Raw genomic sequence first — 18427 nt, 5'->3', positions numbered from 1 at the left:
TGATCATGGCTCTGGCCGACTGCGCGGATAGTCGGTGTGATCCGCTCGGGCTGGTCTGTCACGGCCGGCTGATCATGACTCCGGTTGGCAGCGCGGGCACCAGTATGTGATCCGCTCGCCCTGGTCCGCCTTGCGGATCGCCGTGCCGCACCGGCGGCACGGCTGGGCGCGACGGCCGTACACATAACTGGTCTCGCCCTTGCGTAAGGAACCGGTGGTGGTCTGCGTCCAGCGGCCGCGGTTGGACGCGACCAGCTTCTGAGCCAACTCGACCGTGCCGGTGAGATCGGCGACGGCGGCGACCGGTGTCCACGGCCACAGGCCGCGCAGGAACAGGGTCTCCGCCTTGTAGAGGTTGCCCACCCCGGCGAGGTTCCGCTGGTCCAGCAGTGCCTCGGCAATCGTGGTGGACGGCCCGGCGGAGATCCGGCGGACCACCTCGACCGGATCCCAGTCGGCGCCCAGCAGGTCCGGCCCCAGGTGGCCGACCAGGCTCTCCTCCTCGGCGGTCGGTACCAGGGCGATCTCGTGCAGGTGGTAACCGACCGCCACCGACCGGCCCGCGCGCAGCACCACCCGGATCAGATGGGCGGGGCGGCCGGTCCAGCGTTCCCCGGGGGCGTAGGCACGCCACGCGCCGTCCATCCGCAGATGCGAGTGAAGGGTGTGCGGCGGACGGCCGTCTCGGGCCAGGCGCAGCAGCAGGTGCTTGCCGCGGCTGGCCGACTCGGCGACCGTCCAGCCGGACAGGTCCGTCGTCGCCAGCCGGGGGACGCGGAAGTCCGAACCGGTCAGGGTTTCCCCGGTCAGGGCCTTCTCCAGCACCCGTGCGGTGTTCCAGACGGTGTCCCCTTCCGGCATGCCCCCATTCTGCCCGCGGCCGCCGTGCCGAAACCGGATGCCGGACCGGCGTGCGGCTGACATCCCGCCGCGACGGACCCGGGCTGTGTCACACCGCTGTCTCGACGGGCTTGAGACAGCGGTGCGGCACAGCCGGGACGCCGAGTCTCAGCGGGCCGTGATGCGGACGATGTCGCCGGGGACCACCGAGAGCAGGACGACAGCGCGGCCGTTGTTGACAGCGATCGCCACCCGGTCGGCGGAGTCGGCGAAGACGAGCAGTTCGCCCACGTTCACGTCGGCGAACGTGGTGCCGCGCCGGGCCCGTACCCCGCCGTTGACGAGCAGCTCGGAGCCGAGGCCGGACAGCGCGGAGCCCTCCGCGGCGAGTTGAACGTTGCCGAACCGGTCGACGGTGAGGACCTCGGCCTCGATCCAGCCGTCCCCGACGGTCACGACCGGATCCGGGAGACGGGTCAGACCGGCCGGGTCGATCTCCGGGCCGGCGTCCTCCGGTGCCGCTCCGGCCGCCAGCCGGGCCGCAGCCGGAGCGAACAGGTCCCGGCCGTGGAAGGTGCGGGACACGTCGCCGAGCGTCCAGTCCTTGTTGGCCAGCTCACGGGCGGCGGTGATGCCGCCCAGTGCGTCTGCCGCCCAGATCAGCAGCCCGTTGTCGGGGCCGACCAGGAGCCCGTTCGGCGTGGTCAGCACGATGCCGCGACGGGCCGTGCCGACACCCGGGTCGACCACCGCCAGGTGCACGGATGCAGGCAGGTGCGGTGCGGTCTGCGCCAGGACGGCCGCACCGCGGGCGACGTCGGCCGGCGGCACATGGTGAGTGACATCGATCACTTTGATGTCAGGTGCGATCCGGGCGATCGAGCCATGGCAGGCGGCGACGAAGCCGTCAAAAGTGCCGTAATCGGTAGTGAAGCTGATCCATCCATAACCGGCCATGGTGGTCAACGTTACTGCCTGTTGTTGTTCGATGTGGTACGGGCACGCCGGGGTGTCGTGGCAGTGTTGGGCCATGCGTCTCGTGATCTTCACCGAACCCCAGCAGGGCGCCAGCCACGACGATCTCCTGCGCGTCGCCAAGGCCGCCGAGGACGGCGGATACGACGGATTCTTCCGCTCCGACCACTACCTCAAGATGGGCGACGTCTCCGGCCTGCCCGGACCCAGCGACGCGTGGATCACCCTGGCAGCGCTGGCCGTGCAGACCTCCCGCATCCGGCTCGGCACCCTCGTCAGCTCCGCCACGTTCCGCCTGCCCGGCCCGCTCGCGATCGCGGTGGCCCAGGTCGACGCGATGAGCGGCGGACGCGTCGAGTTCGGCCTCGGCGGCGGCTGGTTCGAGGACGAGCACACCGCCTACGGCATCCCGTTCCCGCCGCTCGGCGAGCGCTTCGACCGCCTCGAGGAGCAGCTCGAGATCATCACCGGCCTGTGGGAGACCCCCGAAGGGTCCACCTACGACTTCAAGGGCAAGCACTACCAGATCGGCAACTCGCCGGCGCTGCCCAAGCCGGTGCAGGCCCCGCGCCCGCCGGTCATCATCGGCGGACACGGGAAGAAGCGCACGCCGTACCTGGCCGCACGCTACGCCACCGAATTCAACGTCCCGTTCGCCAAGATCGAAGACATTCCGGCCCAGTACGACCGGGTCCGCGCCGCCTCCGACACCCTCGGCCGCACGGAACCGCCCGCCTTCTCCGCCGCCGCGGTCCTCTGCGTCGGCCGTGACGACGCCGAGATCAACCGTCGCGCCGCAGCGATCGGCCGGGAGGCCGGCGAGATGCGCGCCAACGGCGGCGTGGTCGGAACGCCGGCCGAGGCCGTGGACACCATCCGCCGCTACGCCGAGGCGGGTGCCTCTCGCCTCTTCCTGCAGGTCCTCGACCTGTCCGACCTCGACCACATCGACCTGGTCGCCGCCGAGGTGGCCCCGCAGCTCTGACGTCGTGCAGCGCCGGCTTCCGCACAGCGCCGGCCTTCGTGCGGTGCCGGCGTTCGTGCGGTGCCGGCGTTCGTGCGGTGCCGGCGTTCGTGCAACGCCGGCGTTCGTGCGCTGACAGCCTTCGCGCAGCGCCGGCGTTCGTGCGCTGCAGGCGTTCGCGCAGCGCCCGCGTTCGGGCGGTGCCGCCCTCCGGGCGGTGCCGCCCTCCGGGCGGTGCCGCGCTTAGCGGGCGCGTCTGCAGCATCGATGCAACGCTGGAACGGCCCGCCGCACGGGCCGCTCCAGCGTCCCGCGATGGCCCGGAGCGGTGGCCGGTCGAGGGCGTCAGGCTCGGAGCCGGAGGCCTCGCGGTGTGGTTCGGAAACCGGCCGCGGTGAGGGCGTCTCGCAGAGGTGACGCGTGTACCGATTCGCCGTCGGCGCGTTCCACCGACATCGGGCCCAGCGCGCCCGACCGGACCGCGCCGGCCAGACCGTGCGCGGCGCGGATGAGCAGTTCCGTGTCGTCCGAGAAGGACAGCAGGGTGCGTCCGCCGCGTTCGACGTAGAGCACCAGATCACCGCCGGCCAGCACCACCAGGGCACCGGCTTTGCGGCCGGCCCGATGACCGGCCTTGGCGACCGGTTCGCCGCTGCCGCTGTCGATGATCCGCTCCGGCCACGGGAGCGCCGCCCCATAAGGATTGGCCGGGTCGGTCGAGGCCAGCACCACCGCCGGTGATCCGTCGCGCCGTTCGTCGTCGGGTTCGGTCAGCGCGCGCAGCCGGTCCACCGCGCCGGGAACCGCGAACTGCGCCGCCCCGAGCCCTTCGACGAAATATCCACGCCGGGCCGCTCCGCGCTCCTCCAGGGCCGCCAGCACCGGGTAGACGGCCGCGAAGCCGCCGCTCACCCCCTCGGCCACGGCCGCGCCGCGGGTCACCACACCGTGCCTTTCCAGCAGCAGGTCGGCGACCGCGGCAGCCCGCCGGGTGGGGTCGAGGTCACGGTCCGGCAGCCGGGACCAGCGGCCCGCCATGTTCGGCGGACCACCGCGGGCGGGCATGGACGGTCGTCCGGGACGGCGGTACCGAGCGCGGGCCGGGGCCGCTTTCGCCTTGTGCGCGCCGCTGCCACCGAGCAGAGCCCGCAGCGGCGCAAACGTGTCATTGGTCAGGTACCCGGCCCACACCAGGTCCCATACCGCTGCGGACAAGGCGGTGTCGTCGGTCGACCCGGCCCGATCCGAGAGCGACCGGAAGAACAGGGCCTGCCCGCCGTCGAGCGCGTCCAGGACCGCCTGGTGCAGCGGGGTCGCCGCGAATTCGTCGTCGGGCGGTGGCAGCAGCAGCGGTGCGCTCTCCGCGTAGGCCAGGGTCACCCAGCCGTCCCCGCCGGCGATCGACCCTGACCCGGCCCACAACACCTCGCCGGAGGCACACAGCTCGTCCAGCTGTGGTGCCGCGTAGTCGGCGACCCGGGCCGGGAGCACCAGCCGCTCCCAGGCCGACGCCGGCACCGCCACACCTTGTACCTGCTCCAGCGCGGCGGCGAGCGCGTCCACCCCGCGGTTGTTACCGCCCACCTGCTGCCAGCGGGGCAGGAAGGTGGCCAGTACCCGGGGTGGCACCGGCTCGATCTCGCGGCGCAGCGCGGCCAGTGAACGGCGGCGCAGCATCCGCAGCACCTCGGCGTCGCACCACTCGGTCCCGGCGCCGCCGGGGGAGAACTCGCCGGAGGTGACCCTCCCGGTGGCGCTGAGCCGTTTGAGAGCCTGCTCGACGACGAAGACGCCGAGCCCGAACCGCGCCGCGCAGGTCGCCGCCGCAAACGGCGCATGTGTCCGGGCCCAGCGTGCGACCAGGTCACCGAGCGGGTCGGCGACCGGCTCGAGATAGGCCTCCGCAATGCCGACCGGCAGCGCCACACCGAGCGCGTCGCGGTAGCGTCCGGCGTCGTCGATGCCGATCCACCGGTCCTCGCCGGCCACCCGCACCCGGATCGCCCGGCGGGCCGCGGCGAGAGCCTCGACCCACTCCTCGGGAACACCCCGCACGGCGAGCTCGGCCGCGGACAGATCACCGAGGAGCCGGAGGAGCTCGGCCGCGTCCTCGGCGTCGCGCGGGGTGCGCTGTGCGGTGAGCCACTGCAGCTGGGCCTCGGTCTCGGCGACGACCTCGGGGTCAAGCAGCTCCCGCAGGTCGACCCGGCCCAGCAACTCGCCGAGCAGGGTCGAGTCGAGGGTGAGCGCGGCAGCGCGGCGCTCGGCCAGTGGCGCGTCACCCTCGTAGAGGAAGGCGCCCACATAGCCGAACAGCAGTGACCGGGCGAACGGCGACGGCCGGGAGGTCTCGGCCTCGACCAACCGGACCTTGCGCCCGGAGATCTCCCGCATCAACCCGATCAGTCCCGGCAGGTCGAAGACGTCCTGGAGACACTCGCGGGCCGCCTCCAGCGTCACCGGGAAGTCGGCGAACTCCCGGGCCACGTCGAGCAGCTGCGCCGACCGCTGCCGCTGCTGCCAGAGGGGCTGCCGGCGCCGCGGGTCACGACGGGGAAGCAGCAGGGACCGGGCGGCGCACTCCCGGAACCGGGAAGCGAACAGTGCCGACGTGCCGACCGACTCCTCGACCAGCTGGCCGATCTCCTCCGGGTCGAAGGCGATCAGTTCGCTCCCGGGCGGCTCGTCCGCGGTGTCCGGCAGGCGCACCACGATGCCGTCGTCGGAGGGCATGACCTGCCCGTCCACACCGTATCGCTCGGACAGCCGGCGGGCGATCGCGAGCGCCCACGGCGCGTTGACCCGGGCGCCGAGCACACAGTGCACGGTCATCCGCCAGTCGCCGAGCTCGTCGCGGAACCTCTCGACCACGACGGTCCGGTCGTCGGGCAGGTGCCGGGTCGACTCGCGTTGCTCGCGGAGATAGGCCACCAGATTGTCGGCCGCCCACTCGTCCAGCCCCGACTCGCGCAGCGCGGTCGTGGCGGCTTCGTCACCGGCCCGCGTCAGCCCGCGCAGCCGTGCACCGATCGCACGGCCCAGCTCGATCGGGCGGCCGGGTGAGTCGCCCTTCCAGAACGGCATCCGGGCCGGCGCTCCCGGAGCGGGGGAGACCAGCACCCGGTCAGGGGTGATGTCCTCGATCCGCCAGGACGTCGACCCGAGCAGGAAGACGTCACCGACGCGTGACTCGTACACCATCTCCTCGTCGAGCTCACCGACCCTCGAGGCACGCTCCGACCCGGCCAGGAAGACCCCGAAGGTGCCGCGGTCCGGAATGGTGCCGCCGCTGGTCACGGCGAGGCGTTGCGCGCCCGGCCGGCCGCTGAGCTGATCGGTGGACCGATCCCAGACCAGGCGGGGGCGCAGCTCGGCGAACGCGGTGGACGGATAGCGCCCGGACAGCATGTCGAGCACGGCGTGCAACGCCGACGACGGCAGTTCGGCGAACGGCGCCGCCCGCCGGACCAGCGCCGCCAGATCGTCGACCTGCCACTCGTCGAGTGCCACCATCGCGACGATCTGCTGAGCCAGCACGTCCAGTGGATTGCGTGGGCAGCGCAGCTCCTCGATCGCGCCGTCGCCCATCCGCTCGGCCACGACGGCACAGGACAGCAGATCACCGCGATGCTTCGGGAAGACCACGCCTCGCGAGACGGCGCCCACCTGGTGCCCGGCCCGGCCGATGCGCTGCAGGCCGGCCGCGACCGACGGCGGGGCCTCGATCTGGACCACCAGGTCGACCGCCCCCATGTCGATGCCCAGCTCCAGGCTGGACGTCGCCACCACTGCCGGCAACTGCCCTGACTTGAGCGCCTCCTCGATCTGTTTGCGTTCCTCCCGGGAGACGCTGCCGTGGTGGGCGCGGGCCACCACGGCGGGCGCGCCGCGGGTGCCGCCGGCCTGCGCCATGATCTCCGCGGGCAGCCGGGAGCCGACGGGGATCTGCGCGGATTCCGGATCGGCGCGTTCGGCGGCCAGCTCGTTGAGGCGGGCGCAGAGCCGCTCGGATCCGCGTCGCGAGTTCGTGAACACGATCGTCGACCGGTGCGCCTGGATCAGGTCGAGAACCCGCTCCTCGACGGCCGGCCAGATCGACGGCGTGTGCCGCCCGGAACCGGGACCCTCCTGATCGGGATCGGGCACCTCGTCGAGGCGGGTCATGTCCTCCACCGGGACCTCGACGGTCACCTCGATCGTCTTGGCACTGCGTGGCTGCACTATCTCGACGTCGTGCGCCCCGCCGAGGAACCGCGCGGTCTCGTCGATCGGCCGGACGGTCGCGGACAGGCCGATCCGCTGGGCGGGGCGCTCCAGCAGCGCGTCCAGCCGTTCCAGCGAGAGCGCCAGATGCGCGCCGCGCTTCGTCGCCGCGACCGCGTGCACCTCATCGATGATCACTGTCTGGACTCCGCGCAGCGACTCCCGCGCGGCCGACGTGAGCAGCAGGAACAACGACTCCGGAGTGGTGATCAGGATGTCCGGCGGGGTGCGGGCGAAGCCGCGTCGCTCCTCGGCCGGGGTGTCGCCGGTGCGCATCCCGACGGTGATCTCCGGTGGTGGCAGGCCGAGACGCCCGGCCGCCTGCCGGATCCCGGTCAGCGGTGCCCGCAGATTGCGCTCCACATCGACCGCCAGTGCCTTCAGCGGGCTCACGTAGAGCACCCGGCATCGCTGCCGGACCTGCTCCGGAACCGGCTCACGGGACAGTCGGTCGAGCGACCAGAGGAAGGCCGCAAGCGTCTTGCCGGAACCGGTTGGCGCGACCACCAGGGCGTTGCGCCCCGCGCCGATCGCCCGCCACGCTCCGGTCTGAGCGGCGGTGGGCGCGGCGAAGGCGGCCGCGAACCACTCACGTGTGGCTGGACCGAACTTCTCGAGCACCTCTCGCACGTCCCTCATCCTGCCCCGGGGGTATGACAGAAAACCGGCGCGGACGCGACGCCGGACCGAAGACCCCCATTTCCTCAGCCGGTACGGGGCGAGCGCGCGCCTGGCCGGCAGGCGGCGGCACGCGTGGCCCGTACCGGAGAGGGTCGTGAAGGGTTTTCGGATCCTGCGGGCCCTGAGCGGTGGGCGGGTGATCGTCGTTCCTTGGGCGGTCTGTGCGTGATTATCCTGATACCCGACGTGATGGGTGGGTGCCGATGGCGGTCAGGCAGATGCTCGTCGCAGACCGGTACCGCCTCCTGGAACCGGTCGGCGCCGGCGGGATGGGCCGGGTCTGGCTGGCCCGGGACGAGATGCTGCACCGCGACGTGGCCGTCAAGGAGATCGTGCCGCCCTCGTGGATGTCCGATGCTGAACAGGACAGGATGCGCGACCGAACCCTTCGGGAAGCTCGCAGCGCCGCCCGCCTCAACCATCCTCACGTGGTCCGGATCTATGACGTGGTGCACGCCGAAGGCCTGTCCTGGATCGTCATGGAGTACGTCCCGTCCCGTTCCCTGCACCAGGTCCTGAACGAGGAAGGGCCCTACGATCCGGCGGCGGCCGCACGGATCGGCCTGGCTTTGCTCGACGCGCTCGCCGCCGCGCACCGGGCCGGTGTGCTGCACCGCGACGTGAAGCCCCACAACGTGCTGATCGGCACCGACGGCCGCGTTGTTCTGACCGATTTCGGTCTGGCCACCTTTGTGGGTGACGGCTCCGTGACCGCTCCCGGGCTGATCGTCGGCTCGCCGCAGTACGTCTCCCCGGAACGGGCCCGCACCGGTGCGTCCACCGTCGAATCGGACCTGTGGTCTCTTGGCGCGACCCTTTACGCCGCGGTCGAAGGGCACTCCCCGTACGCGCGGGAGACCGCGATGGCGACCCTCTCCGCCCTCGCCACCGAACCCCCCGATCCGCCTGTCCGGGCCGGGCCGCTCGCTGCGGTCCTCGACGGGCTGCTGCGGTACGAACCAGCCACCCGTCTGACCGTGCCGGAGATCGAACGACGGCTTCGCATGATCGTGTCCAGCGACCCGCGCGAGATACCGTTCCTGTCCCGCCGGGACCGCCCGGGGACCCGGCGACGGTCTTCCGGCGAGGGGGTGGTTCCCGCGGCATCGGGACGTGCCGGGGCCGGGGCATCCGGGCCCTCCGGACCGCTGCGGGGTACGGCCACCGTCCCCGGCCGGCATGCTCAGCCACCGTCACCGTCACCGTCACCGCCGCCGGCCTGGCCGCCGAGGCCGGCCGATTCCCCGGCTCGGCAGACCGGCCCTGAGCGGCCGTCGCCCCGCCAACTGCGGCGGCCGGCTGGCCCCGGCGCTTCGACTGCCTCCCCGGCTCCGGCAGTCCCAACTCCCGCGGTCCCGGCAAACCCAACTGCCGCCGTCCCGGCAACCCCAACTCCCGCGGTCCCGGCAAACCCAACTGCCGCCGTCCCGGCAACCCCAACTGCCGCCGTCCCGGCAACCCCAACTGCCGGCGGCCCGGCGGCCCCGGCCGTTCCGGCGGCCCCGGCGGTTCGGAGAGCACCTAACGCCCCCAACGTCCTGCCGGTTCCCAACGCCGCCCCCGTCCCGCCTGCCCCGTCTGCCGCCATCGTCCCGGCAGCCCCCGATGCCCGTCCGGCGCCGCGTCCCGCTCAGGGGCGTTCCGTGCCCGCCGCAGCCACGCCGGAGCAGGGGAATGTCCCGTCCGGGGCACACCCGGAGGACGCCAGTCCGGTGTCGGCTGACACCGATGCTGAATTCCCCGGGCAGTTGAATCCGGTCACCCCCGTGGCGCTACCGCTCTCCCCGAGCACTGATCTGGCCGTTCCGGACACCTCGTCCGAACGGGACTCCGGTGCGGCCTCTCCCGATGCCGATCGCCCTCTGCCGCATGTCGACCACCACTCGCCCGACGACGACCCGCGGGCGCCTGGACATGTCGCTCATCGCCCGGCGGATGCCGGGCTGCCGGCCCCGGACAACGTTGATCATCAGCCGGAAGACGGCGCGTCACCGGACTCCGGGACGCATGCCGACCCCGGACCCCCTGGAGTGAAGGACCCCGGACGCCCCGGAGTGAAGGACCCCGGGCCCCCCGGAGTGAAGGACCTCGACGATCCCCCGGCGTCCGGCTCGGACGAATCGGAGAACAGGCGAACCCCTGGTGCTCCCAGCCAGGCCCTGGTCCCGATCGGAACCGGACCCGCCACGGGTACCACCGGGCGGCGATCACGCCGGCGCTGGTTCGGGGCTCCGACGCCGATCCGCCTGACCCCGGCGCGTCTCGCCGCGACCGGTCTCGTGGTACTGCTGCTCGGCGGCAGCCTGGTAGCCGGTTACGTGGCGGAGCTGACCGGTGCGCGGCCACAGGTCTTCGTACCGTCCCCTCTGCCTTCGGCACCGTCATTCCGGCCGACCGATCCGTCCGGGCAGCATCCGGGAGCCACCGGGCCCGGACCTGTCCCGGCCCCCTCGTCGTTCGTTCCCGGCCCGGCGTCCTCGTCGTTCGTGCCGGGACCGGCCTCCTCGCCGTCCGTCGTGGGTCCTGCCGCGGGCCCGTCGGGTACCCCCGCCGCTCCGGCGGAGTCCGGGCCGGCGTCCGTCGCTCCGCCCGTACGCCCGTTCTCGCCCGTTGCGTGCGACTCACCGTCGCTCCGGGGTCTGCCCCTGACGCCGCTGCCGGGGGCCACCCGGGGCGTCAACGGCTGGAGCCTGCAAGCCGGCTGGTCCTACTTCTCCGACGGCTCCGGCTTCCACATCGCCGTGCCCGACGGGTGGACCTACCAGCGGATCGGTACGACGCACTGCTTCCGTAGCCCGCGCAACACCCGCGTGATGACCGTCGACACGAGCCGGGACCCGGCCGTCGACCCGTTGACGGCGTCCCGTGCCACGGAACGCCGCCTCGCCGCCTCCGGTGATCTGCCCGGATACGAACTGATCGGTCTCGCCGCGGTGCCGTTGCTGCACAGAGCCGCCGACTGGGAGTACCGGTACCGCCCACCGAGCGGTGCGGCCCGGCACACCGCCGTCCGCTGGTTCGGCATCGGCGGCAAGACCTACGTGCTCGGGTGGAGCACGACGGAGAAGACCTGGAAGGCCGACCTGAGCAGGATCCAGATGATTCGGAGCACGTTCTACTCCAGCGTGCCCCGATGAGGGTCGCGCCCCGGCTGCCGGAGCGGCTCGGAAACCAGCCGGCGCCCGCCGTGGCCGGCTTGAATCAGCCGGCGCCGGCGGTGGCCAGCTTGATGCCGAAGCCCACGAAGAGGGCGCCCACCGCGGTCGCGGCCCCGGTCGCCAGGCGGCCGCGCTGCTGGAACTGCCCGGCCAGGTATCGCCCGCCGAAGATCAGTGCGGACAGGTAGAGCGCACTGAAGAACTGCACCACCGCACCGAGGATCAGGAACGACAGCTCGGGATGGGCATACCCCGGCTCCACGAACTGGATGAAGAACGAGATGAAGAACAGGATGGCCTTGGGATTGAGGAGGCTGATCACCGCGGCCCGGCGGAACGGACGCCGCACCTCCGCCGGTGGCTTCCCGGCCGTCACCGCCGGCTCGCCACGGTGCCGCCACTTGCCCCAGGCGCTGCGGATGATGTTGATACCGACCCACCCCAGATAGGCCGCGCCCGCGTACTTCAGGACGAGGAACAGGGGTGGGTGTGTGCTCAGCAGCGATGCCACACCGGTGGCGGAGAGGACCATGAGAACCGCGTCGCCGAGGAAGACGCCACCGGCCGCCCGGTAACCGGCGCGGATGCCTCGCTGGGCGGCCACCGACAGCACGAAGATCGAGTTTGGGCCGGGCAGCAGAATGATGGCCACCACACCGAGTACGTACGTCCAGAAATCGGTGATGCCCAGCATCGGTCAGCCTTCCTCGAAGAGTGGGGTGTGGTTCATCCCGCCGCCAGCCGGTCGCGGAGCCGCCGCGCGGCGGCCGGCCATTCATCGGCGGTCATCGCGAACACTACGGTGTCCCGCCAGCTGCCGTCCGGACGCCTGCGCTGGTGCCGGATCAGCCCGTCCCGGCTCGCACCGAGGCGCGCGATGGCCTGCTGGGAACGCTCGTTGCGGATGTCGGTGTACCAGAAGACACGCTCGGCGCCGAGCACGTCGAAGGCGCGCTCCAGGAGCATCAGCTTCGCCTCGGTGTTGACACCCGTCCGCCACCACTTGCGCCCCACCATGGTGTGACCGATGCCGAGAGCGCGCAGGTTCGTGTCGATGTCGTGATAGCACGTCATGCCGATCACCGCACCGCTGGCCGGGTCGATCTGGGCCCAGCCGGACCGCTGGCCCAGCCACTGACCGCGCAGTACCCCGGTGATGTCCTCGGTCAGCGCCTCCGGTGTGCGCGGGCGCGGGTACGGGATGTGCCGCCAGACCTCCTCGTCGTCGAGCGCCTCGAACAGGCCCTGTGCGTGGCCGGGCGTGAGGGGCTCGAGGCGTACGTGCCGGCCCTCCAGGACGACCGGTGTCTGCCATTGCGAGGGGGAGCCGGGCAGGTAGGACGGTGGTGCGGCGGCCACGCCGGGCTCGGTCACCGGCGGCCCCGCCACCGTCCGCAGCGGCAGCACGCCGGCCCAGTACGGCAGGTCGAGATCCTCCGGGTCGTCCCCGACCCCGCCGGACCGGGACCGGACGGACACCTCGACCAGCGGGAGCGCGAGGACGGTGGTCTGTGCGAGTTCCTGCCGGGTGGGTGGGCGGCTGTCGGCGGACCGGCCCGGACCGACCTTGTCGGTCAGCGCACGGAGCACTCGCAGCTTCTCGGCCTCGTCGGTGACCGGGCGGGCCGTCCCGAGCGCGACGACCGAGCGGTAGTTGGCGCTGTGGCTGAACTGGGACCGCGCATACACGAGAGCGTCGAGGAGGGTGACGGTCACACACACCGTGACCCCGTCGGCCCGGGCGGCCAGGCCGAGCCGTGCGCCGGTGGAACCGTGCAGGTAGAGAGTGTCGCCGATGCGGACGTGCAGGTTGGGCAGGACGCGGGGCTCACCGTCCACGACGAAGCCCACCGAACAGTCGTACGCCTCGTCGAGAATCGCGTGGGCGGTCTCGCGGTCGTAGCTCATCCGTTTGCGGGTGCGGGTGGCCGTCGTGCGGTCGGTGGGTGTGTAGAGGTCGGTCATCGTGGCCTCCCCGGCGTGTTCCGCTTGCGCGATCACCTGTACTAGTACAGGATGCTGACTGTGGCAGAACAATATCAGGTCAGCGGAACGAACGCCGCCGAGATTTCCGCCAGCATCGAGACCGGCGTCATGCGAGGGGACTGGGTGACCGGCGCGGCGCTTCCGTCGGTGCGGATCCTGGCGAGCCATCTGCACGTCAGCCCGGCCACGGTCGCCAAGGCGTACCAGGAACTGCGGCAGCGTGGCGTGCTCGAGACCGAGGGCCGGCGCGGCACCCGGGTCCGGTCCCGCCCGGCGGTGTCCACGCCTCGTTCCGGACTGCGTACGCCGGTCCCGCACGGATTGCGTGACCTCTCCGCCGGCGAACCCGACCTGCGTCTGCTTCCGCCGCTGGAACCGGCACTGGCGGCGGCGGCGGCCGTGGCCCGCCCGCCGCAGGGCTACTCGTTGGCTGTCACGATGCCCGAGCTCGCCGACGCGGCACGACCACGCCTGCTCGCCGAGGGTGTGCCGGTCGCCGGGGCCGGGATCGTGGTGACCTCGGGGGCGCTCGACTCCATCGAGCGTGTGTTCAACGCGCATCTTCGACCAGGCGACACCGTCGCGATCGAGGATCCGGGCTGGGCCGCGCTGATCGACCTGCTGGCCGCCTTGGGCCTGCGTGCGACGCCGGTCGCCATTGACGGGGAGGGTCCGGATCCGGAGTCGCTCGAGGCCGCGCTGCGGTCCGGTGCCCGGGCCGTGGTCGTCACCGTCCGGGCGCAGAACCCCACCGGCGCCGCGGTGAGCCGGGCTCGCGCCGGCAAGCTCCGTGAGCTGCTGAGCGGTCACCCCGGTGTACTGGTGATCGAGGACGACCACGCAGCCGAGCTGGCCGAGCAGGAGCCGCACTGCATCGGCCCGGTGACGGGGCGCTGGGCGTTCGTGCGGTCTGCCTCCAAACCGTTCGGCCCCGATCTGCGCATCGCTGTCCTGGCCGGTGACGAGACAACGGTCGCCCGGGTGACCGGGCGGATGCGGATCGGTATGGGCTGGGTCTCCACCGTGCTGCAGCGGATGCTTCTCTGGTTGTGGCGCGACCACGAGGTGACGGCTCTGGTGGAGCAGGCTGCGAAGACCTACGGCGTACGCCGTCGTGCCCTGCGTGACGCTCTCCGGTCGGCGGGTGTCGACTCGTCCGGCGACACCGGCATCAACGTCTGGATTCCGGTGCCGGACGAGACGCGCGCCGTGGCCGTCCTCCGCGACCAGGGCTACGCCGTGGCCGCGGGTGCGCTCTTCCGCCTGGAGTCACCGCCCGGGATTCGCATCACGATCAGCACGCTGGAGCCGGCGGAGACGGCGGATCTGGCGCGTGCGGTGGCGCTCGCCGTCCACCCGGCCGGCGTCACTTCGCCGATGAGGTGACCATCGGGAGAGTTACGCGGCGGAATGTTGTCGGGGGCTACGGGTAGAACATTGCCATGCACAGGACGGACGCGCCGGTCGGCGCGCAGCAGTGGGTGCCACCCCACCCCCGGAGCGTCGACGAGCTGAAGTCGGCGGCGGCGGAGTGTCACGGCTGTGAGCTGTACGCGAACGCGACCCAGACCGTGTTCGGCCGCGGGGCGCCGCACGCGAAGATCGTCTTCGTGGGTGAGCAGCCCGGCGATGTCGAGGACCGGCACGGCCTGCCGTTCGTCGGCCCGGCCGGCCGGCTGCTCCGGGAGGCAGTGGACGACGCCGGGATCGACCCGGGTGAGCTCTACATCACCAACGCGGTCAAACACTTCCGCTTCGAGCTGCGCGGCAGCCGGCGGATCCATCAGAACCCCGGACCGGCCCACATCACCGCCTGCCGGCCCTGGCTGGTGTCCGAGTTCTCGCTGCTCAAGCCGAAGCTCGTGGTGATTCTCGGTGCGACGGCGGGCAAGGCGCTGCTCGGTCCGTCGTTCCGGGTCACGAAGTCACGCGGGCAGCTGATGCCCTGGCCGGCCTCCGCCCAGCATCCGGAGGACTTCCCGGTGGAGGAAATCCAGGCGCTCGCCACCATCCATCCGTCCGCCGTGCTGCGGGCCGACGATCGGGAGACCGCCTACCGCGGGCTCGTCGACGATCTGCGGGTGGCGGCCGCGGCGGTCGCCTGAGTTCGGCGGGAGCCGACGTGGGTAACCTTTCCGGGTGCGGTTGACAGATTTCTGGGCACGCCTGGAGCAGAGTTTCGGCTCTGTTTACGCCCGCAGCATCGCGGCCGATCACGCCTTCACGGAGCTCGGCGGGCGGACCATAGACGAAGCAATCACTCAGGGTATCGACACCGCTACTATATGGCGCGCGGTGGTGGCGGCATACCCCGATCGAGTGCCCTCGCGACTGCGCTGAGCTGCCTTTCGTACGCATGTTCTGGCGTGTCACTCGATCGTCGTACAGGTGTTCGGCTATTGTCCACAGCGGCTCGGTCATCCACAGCACACGACAGGGCGGAGGATTTTTGTCGTACCCCTCGCCTAACGTGTCGACCGTGGTGAACAAAAGCTCGTCGACGAAGAGCACGAAGTCGAATACAGGGGTGGCAGGAATGGCGGTAGGACCTGATCGGGAGAAAGCGCTCGAGCTGGCGCTGGCACAGATCGACAAGCAGTTCGGCAAGGGCTCGGTGATGAGGCTCGGGGAGCGGCCGGTCGTGCAGACCGCCGTCATCCCCACCAGCTCCATCGCCCTCGATGTGGCGCTTGGCGTCGGCGGCCTGCCGCGCGGCCGGGTCATCGAGATCTACGGCCCGGAGTCGAGCGGTAAGACCACGGTCGCCCTGCACGCCGTGGCCAACGCGCAGAAGGCCGGCGGCATCGCGGCGTTCATCGACGCGGAGCACGCGCTCGACCCGGACTACGCACGGGCGCTCGGCGTCGACACCGACGCTCTCCTCATCTCGCAGCCGGACACCGGTGAGCAGGCACTCGAGATCGTGGACATGCTGATCCGGTCCGGCGCCCTCGACATCATCGTCATCGACTCGGTCGCCGCCCTCGTGCCGCGTGCCGAGATCGAGGGTGAAATGGGCGACAGCCACGTCGGTCTCCAGGCCCGCCTGATGAGTCAGGCGCTCCGGAAGATCACCGGCATCCTGAGCAACGCGGGCACGACCGCGATCTTCATCAACCAGCTGCGCGAGAAGATCGGCGTGATGTTCGGCTCGCCCGAGACCACGACCGGTGGCCGCGCGCTGAAGTTCTACTCGTCGGTGCGCCTTGACGTCCGGCGGATCGAGAGCCTGAAGGACGGCACCGACGTCGTCGGCAACCGGACCCGGGTCAAGGTCGTCAAGAACAAGGTGGCCGCGCCGTTCAAGCAGGCCGAGTTCGACATCATGTACGGCAAGGGCATCTCGCGGGAGGGTTCGCTCATCGACGTCGGCGTCGAGCAGAGCATCATCCGCAAGTCCGGCGCCTGGTACACGTATGACGGCGACCAGCTCGGTCAGGGCAAGGAGAAGGCTCGGGAGTTCCTCAAGGAGAACCCCGACGTGGCCGCCGAGATCGAGAAGAAAATCCTGGAGAAGCTCGGTGTCGGTCAGGCCGGCACGAGCGACGCCGCCGGCGGCCCCGAGCTGCCGCCGGTCGACTTCTGATCCGGTAGACCGCAATGGCTGGACGGCGCGGCGCACGGTCCGGGCGAGGATGGGATGCCATCCCGCCCAGGGCCGGCGCCGGCATGGCATCGGACGACGCTGCCGCGGAGCCACGGCGTTCCTCCGGGCGCCGCGGCCGCCCCGGTGGTGAAGAGCCACCGAGCGGTGAAGGTCCGCCGAGCGGTGGAGAGCCGCAGCGCGACCAGGACGGCCGGATCCGCGGCCGGAGTGAGCCACCGCGGAGCGAGGCCGAGGTCGCCCGGGAGATCTGTCTGCGCCAGCTGGCGGTCCGTCCACGGACCCGTGCCGAGCTCGCCAAGGCATTGCTCCGCAAGGAGATCTCCGAGGAGGTCATCGCCGAGGTTCTCGACCGCTATGACGAGGTCGGGATCATCGACGATGCGGCCTTCGCCAGGGCCTGGGTGTCCAGCCGGCATCATGGCCGAGGGCTTGCCCGGCGGGCACTGGCCAACGAGCTGCGCCAGCGTGGTGTCGACCCGGAAGTAGCCGGCGAGGCACTGGAGGCTGTCGACGACGAGGCGGAGGCCGAGGCCGCGCGGGCGTTGGTCGACCGCAAGCTGCGCACCGCTTCGGGCACCCCGGATGCGATCTTCCGTCGCCTCGTCGGGATGCTCGCCCGCAAGGGTTACCCGGCCGGGGTGGCCATCCGCGCTGTGAAGGACGCGCTGGCCGCCCGTGACGCCGAGGCCGCCGAGTTCGCCGAGGCGCTCGATGCCGACGCCCTTGCTGACGAGGCTGGCGGCCCCGAGTCCTGAGCAGTCAGCGTCCGACGGCTGCAATCGTCGGCAGCCGTGAGTCCGCTTCACCGTGCTCGGCCCGCTGAGATCCCCTTGGATCTCGGTGGTCGCGGGCCGGGCCGTGAGTGCCTGAGTTGCGGGCCGGGCCGTGAGTGCCTGAGTTGCGGGCCGGGCCGTGAGTGCCTGAGTTGCGGGCCGGCCGTCGTGTCGGCGAGGCCGAGGCTTGCGAGGCCGGATGCCGTGATGCCGGACCGGCCTTCTTTGCCGGCCGTTGGTTTGTCGAAAGCCTGCCGCAGCCCATGCTGCAATGCCCGGAGGGCCGTCAAGGCGCCGGATTGCCTGCAGGATGCCGGATCGCCCGCAGCATGCCGGATCGCCTACAAGATGCCGGACGGGTGTCGAGATGCCGGCGGACTGAGATTCAGCAGTCCGATTGAGGCGGAACCCGCGTGTGAACGGGTTGCCACCCGTCAGGCCGCCCGTGGGTAGCCCCTCGACGGTCTGTCGCCGGTGACAGCGGCCGAGTCTGACGCCGCAGAGCTGTGGACGGGAGGAGGAGAAGGCCACCGATAGCCATCAGGGGTGTAGGCGGCAGCAGACGTGGTCGTAAGCAGCGCCGTTGCAGCCGGTGGCCAGGGTGCAGGCCGATATAGTCATGATGTGAGGAAAGTTCTTCTGGGCGCTGTTCGGCCCGATTCCCGCGACGGCGTAGGGGACGTGGCGGCTGACACGCTGCGTAACCTTCAAGTGATGTCACGCTTCGTGTCACGCGTTCGGTGGTGAGGGTGGCGGCAATAATGGGAGATCACTCGATCGGCTGGGTGTGATCGCATGGAACGTCAGGATATGTCCCGTGGGATCGTGAGCTGGGCGTAAGCAACTCTGTGCCGTACGTCCTATCCGCTGCCGAATCATGAGTCCTTGACCGAAGCGGTCCTTGCGACCTAGCCTCGCGTTACACAAGGTTTGTTCGACCATCGCATGCAACAGGCACAACATAGATCGCATTACATTACGGCATCACTTGGGCAGATTTGGTCCAGGTGAGGTCTCCGTCAGCCGCTGACCGCGTGGCTGACGGCGCGACATACCTGCGGTTAACCCCACAACTCCACATACTCCTGATTCGAGCGGCCGACGGGTGGCTCGCTGGCGGGGCATCCGTGACCGGCCGGGAGATCAGATGGGGTCTCGGGCGACATCGTTCGCTCGAGAC

11 protein-coding genes and 1 pseudogene are annotated in these 18427 nt (G+C 71.2%); 7 read left to right on the top strand and 5 right to left on the bottom strand.

Going from position 1 to position 18427, the window contains the following annotated elements:
* Window positions 1-72: 72 nt before the first annotated feature.
* Both AB0G04_RS16465 and AB0G04_RS16460 read right to left on the bottom strand, forming a co-directional pair.
* Window positions 73-861 carry a DNA-formamidopyrimidine glycosylase family protein gene (locus AB0G04_RS16465; RefSeq protein WP_360982772.1) on the bottom strand — a complete coding sequence of 263 codons (789 nt, stop codon included), beginning with the start codon at window positions 859-861 and terminating at the stop codon, window positions 73-75.
* A gap of 147 nt (window positions 862-1008) precedes the next feature.
* Window positions 1009-1797 (bottom strand): SAM-dependent chlorinase/fluorinase, encoded by a 789-nt coding sequence (locus AB0G04_RS16460; RefSeq protein WP_360982771.1) that lies wholly within the window; start codon window positions 1795-1797, stop codon window positions 1009-1011.
* Window positions 1798-1870: 73 nt separating this feature from the next.
* On the opposite strand from AB0G04_RS16460, the gene AB0G04_RS16455 reads away from it, so the two are divergent.
* On the top strand, window positions 1871-2800 hold the full coding sequence (locus AB0G04_RS16455; RefSeq protein ID WP_360982769.1) for an LLM class F420-dependent oxidoreductase: 930 nt from the start codon (window positions 1871-1873) through the stop codon (window positions 2798-2800).
* A gap of 324 nt (window positions 2801-3124) precedes the next feature.
* On the opposite strand, the gene AB0G04_RS16450 is transcribed toward AB0G04_RS16455, so the two are convergent.
* The gene (locus AB0G04_RS16450; protein ID WP_360982767.1) at window positions 3125-7681 is read right to left on the bottom strand and encodes an ATP-dependent helicase; all 4557 of its coding nucleotides are present in this window, start codon (window positions 7679-7681) and stop codon (window positions 3125-3127) included.
* Between the two features lie 245 nt (window positions 7682-7926).
* On the opposite strand from AB0G04_RS16450, the pseudogene AB0G04_RS16445 reads away from it, so the two are divergent.
* A pseudogene (locus AB0G04_RS16445) lies at window positions 7927-8733 on the top strand (serine/threonine-protein kinase); the annotation flags it as partial.
* Window positions 8734-10924: 2191 nt separating this feature from the next.
* On the opposite strand, the gene leuE reads toward AB0G04_RS16445, so the two are convergent.
* Entirely contained in the window at window positions 10925-11575 is a 651-nt protein-coding gene (gene leuE / locus AB0G04_RS16440; RefSeq protein ID WP_360982765.1) for a leucine efflux protein LeuE, read from the bottom strand.
* A gap of 32 nt (window positions 11576-11607) precedes the next feature.
* A complete protein-coding gene (locus tag AB0G04_RS16435; protein WP_360982835.1) occupies window positions 11608-12846 on the bottom strand; it encodes a bifunctional pyridoxamine 5'-phosphate oxidase family protein/GNAT family N-acetyltransferase in 1239 nt (412 codons plus the stop codon).
* Between the two features lie 60 nt (window positions 12847-12906).
* Here AB0G04_RS16435 and AB0G04_RS16430 point away from each other — a divergent pair, with 60 nt between their 5' ends.
* From AB0G04_RS16430 to AB0G04_RS16410, 5 genes are all read left to right on the top strand, one after another.
* Entirely contained in the window at window positions 12907-14253 is a 1347-nt protein-coding gene (locus AB0G04_RS16430; RefSeq protein WP_360982762.1) for an aminotransferase class I/II-fold pyridoxal phosphate-dependent enzyme, read from the top strand.
* Window positions 14254-14309: 56 nt separating this feature from the next.
* The gene (locus AB0G04_RS16425; protein WP_360982760.1) at window positions 14310-14972 is read left to right on the top strand and encodes a UdgX family uracil-DNA binding protein; all 663 of its coding nucleotides are present in this window, start codon (window positions 14310-14312) and stop codon (window positions 14970-14972) included.
* Between the two features lie 34 nt (window positions 14973-15006).
* Window positions 15007-15207, top strand: a complete 201-nt coding sequence (locus AB0G04_RS16420; RefSeq protein ID WP_360982758.1) for a DUF3046 domain-containing protein — start codon at window positions 15007-15009, stop codon at window positions 15205-15207.
* 196 nt (window positions 15208-15403) lie between these two features.
* The gene (recA, locus tag AB0G04_RS16415) at window positions 15404-16453 is read left to right on the top strand and encodes a recombinase RecA (RefSeq protein WP_360982756.1); all 1050 of its coding nucleotides are present in this window, start codon (window positions 15404-15406) and stop codon (window positions 16451-16453) included.
* A gap of 14 nt (window positions 16454-16467) precedes the next feature.
* Entirely contained in the window at window positions 16468-17229 is a 762-nt protein-coding gene (locus AB0G04_RS16410; RefSeq protein WP_360982754.1) for a regulatory protein RecX, read from the top strand.
* Window positions 17230-18427 lie beyond the last annotated feature (1198 nt).

The organism is Actinoplanes sp. NPDC023801 (assembly GCF_040639655.1).
Taxonomy (GTDB): Bacteria; Actinomycetota; Actinomycetes; order Mycobacteriales; family Micromonosporaceae; genus Actinoplanes.
The sequence above is the reverse complement of the archived record's forward strand: the minus strand, read 5'-3'. Positions and strand labels throughout refer to the sequence as shown.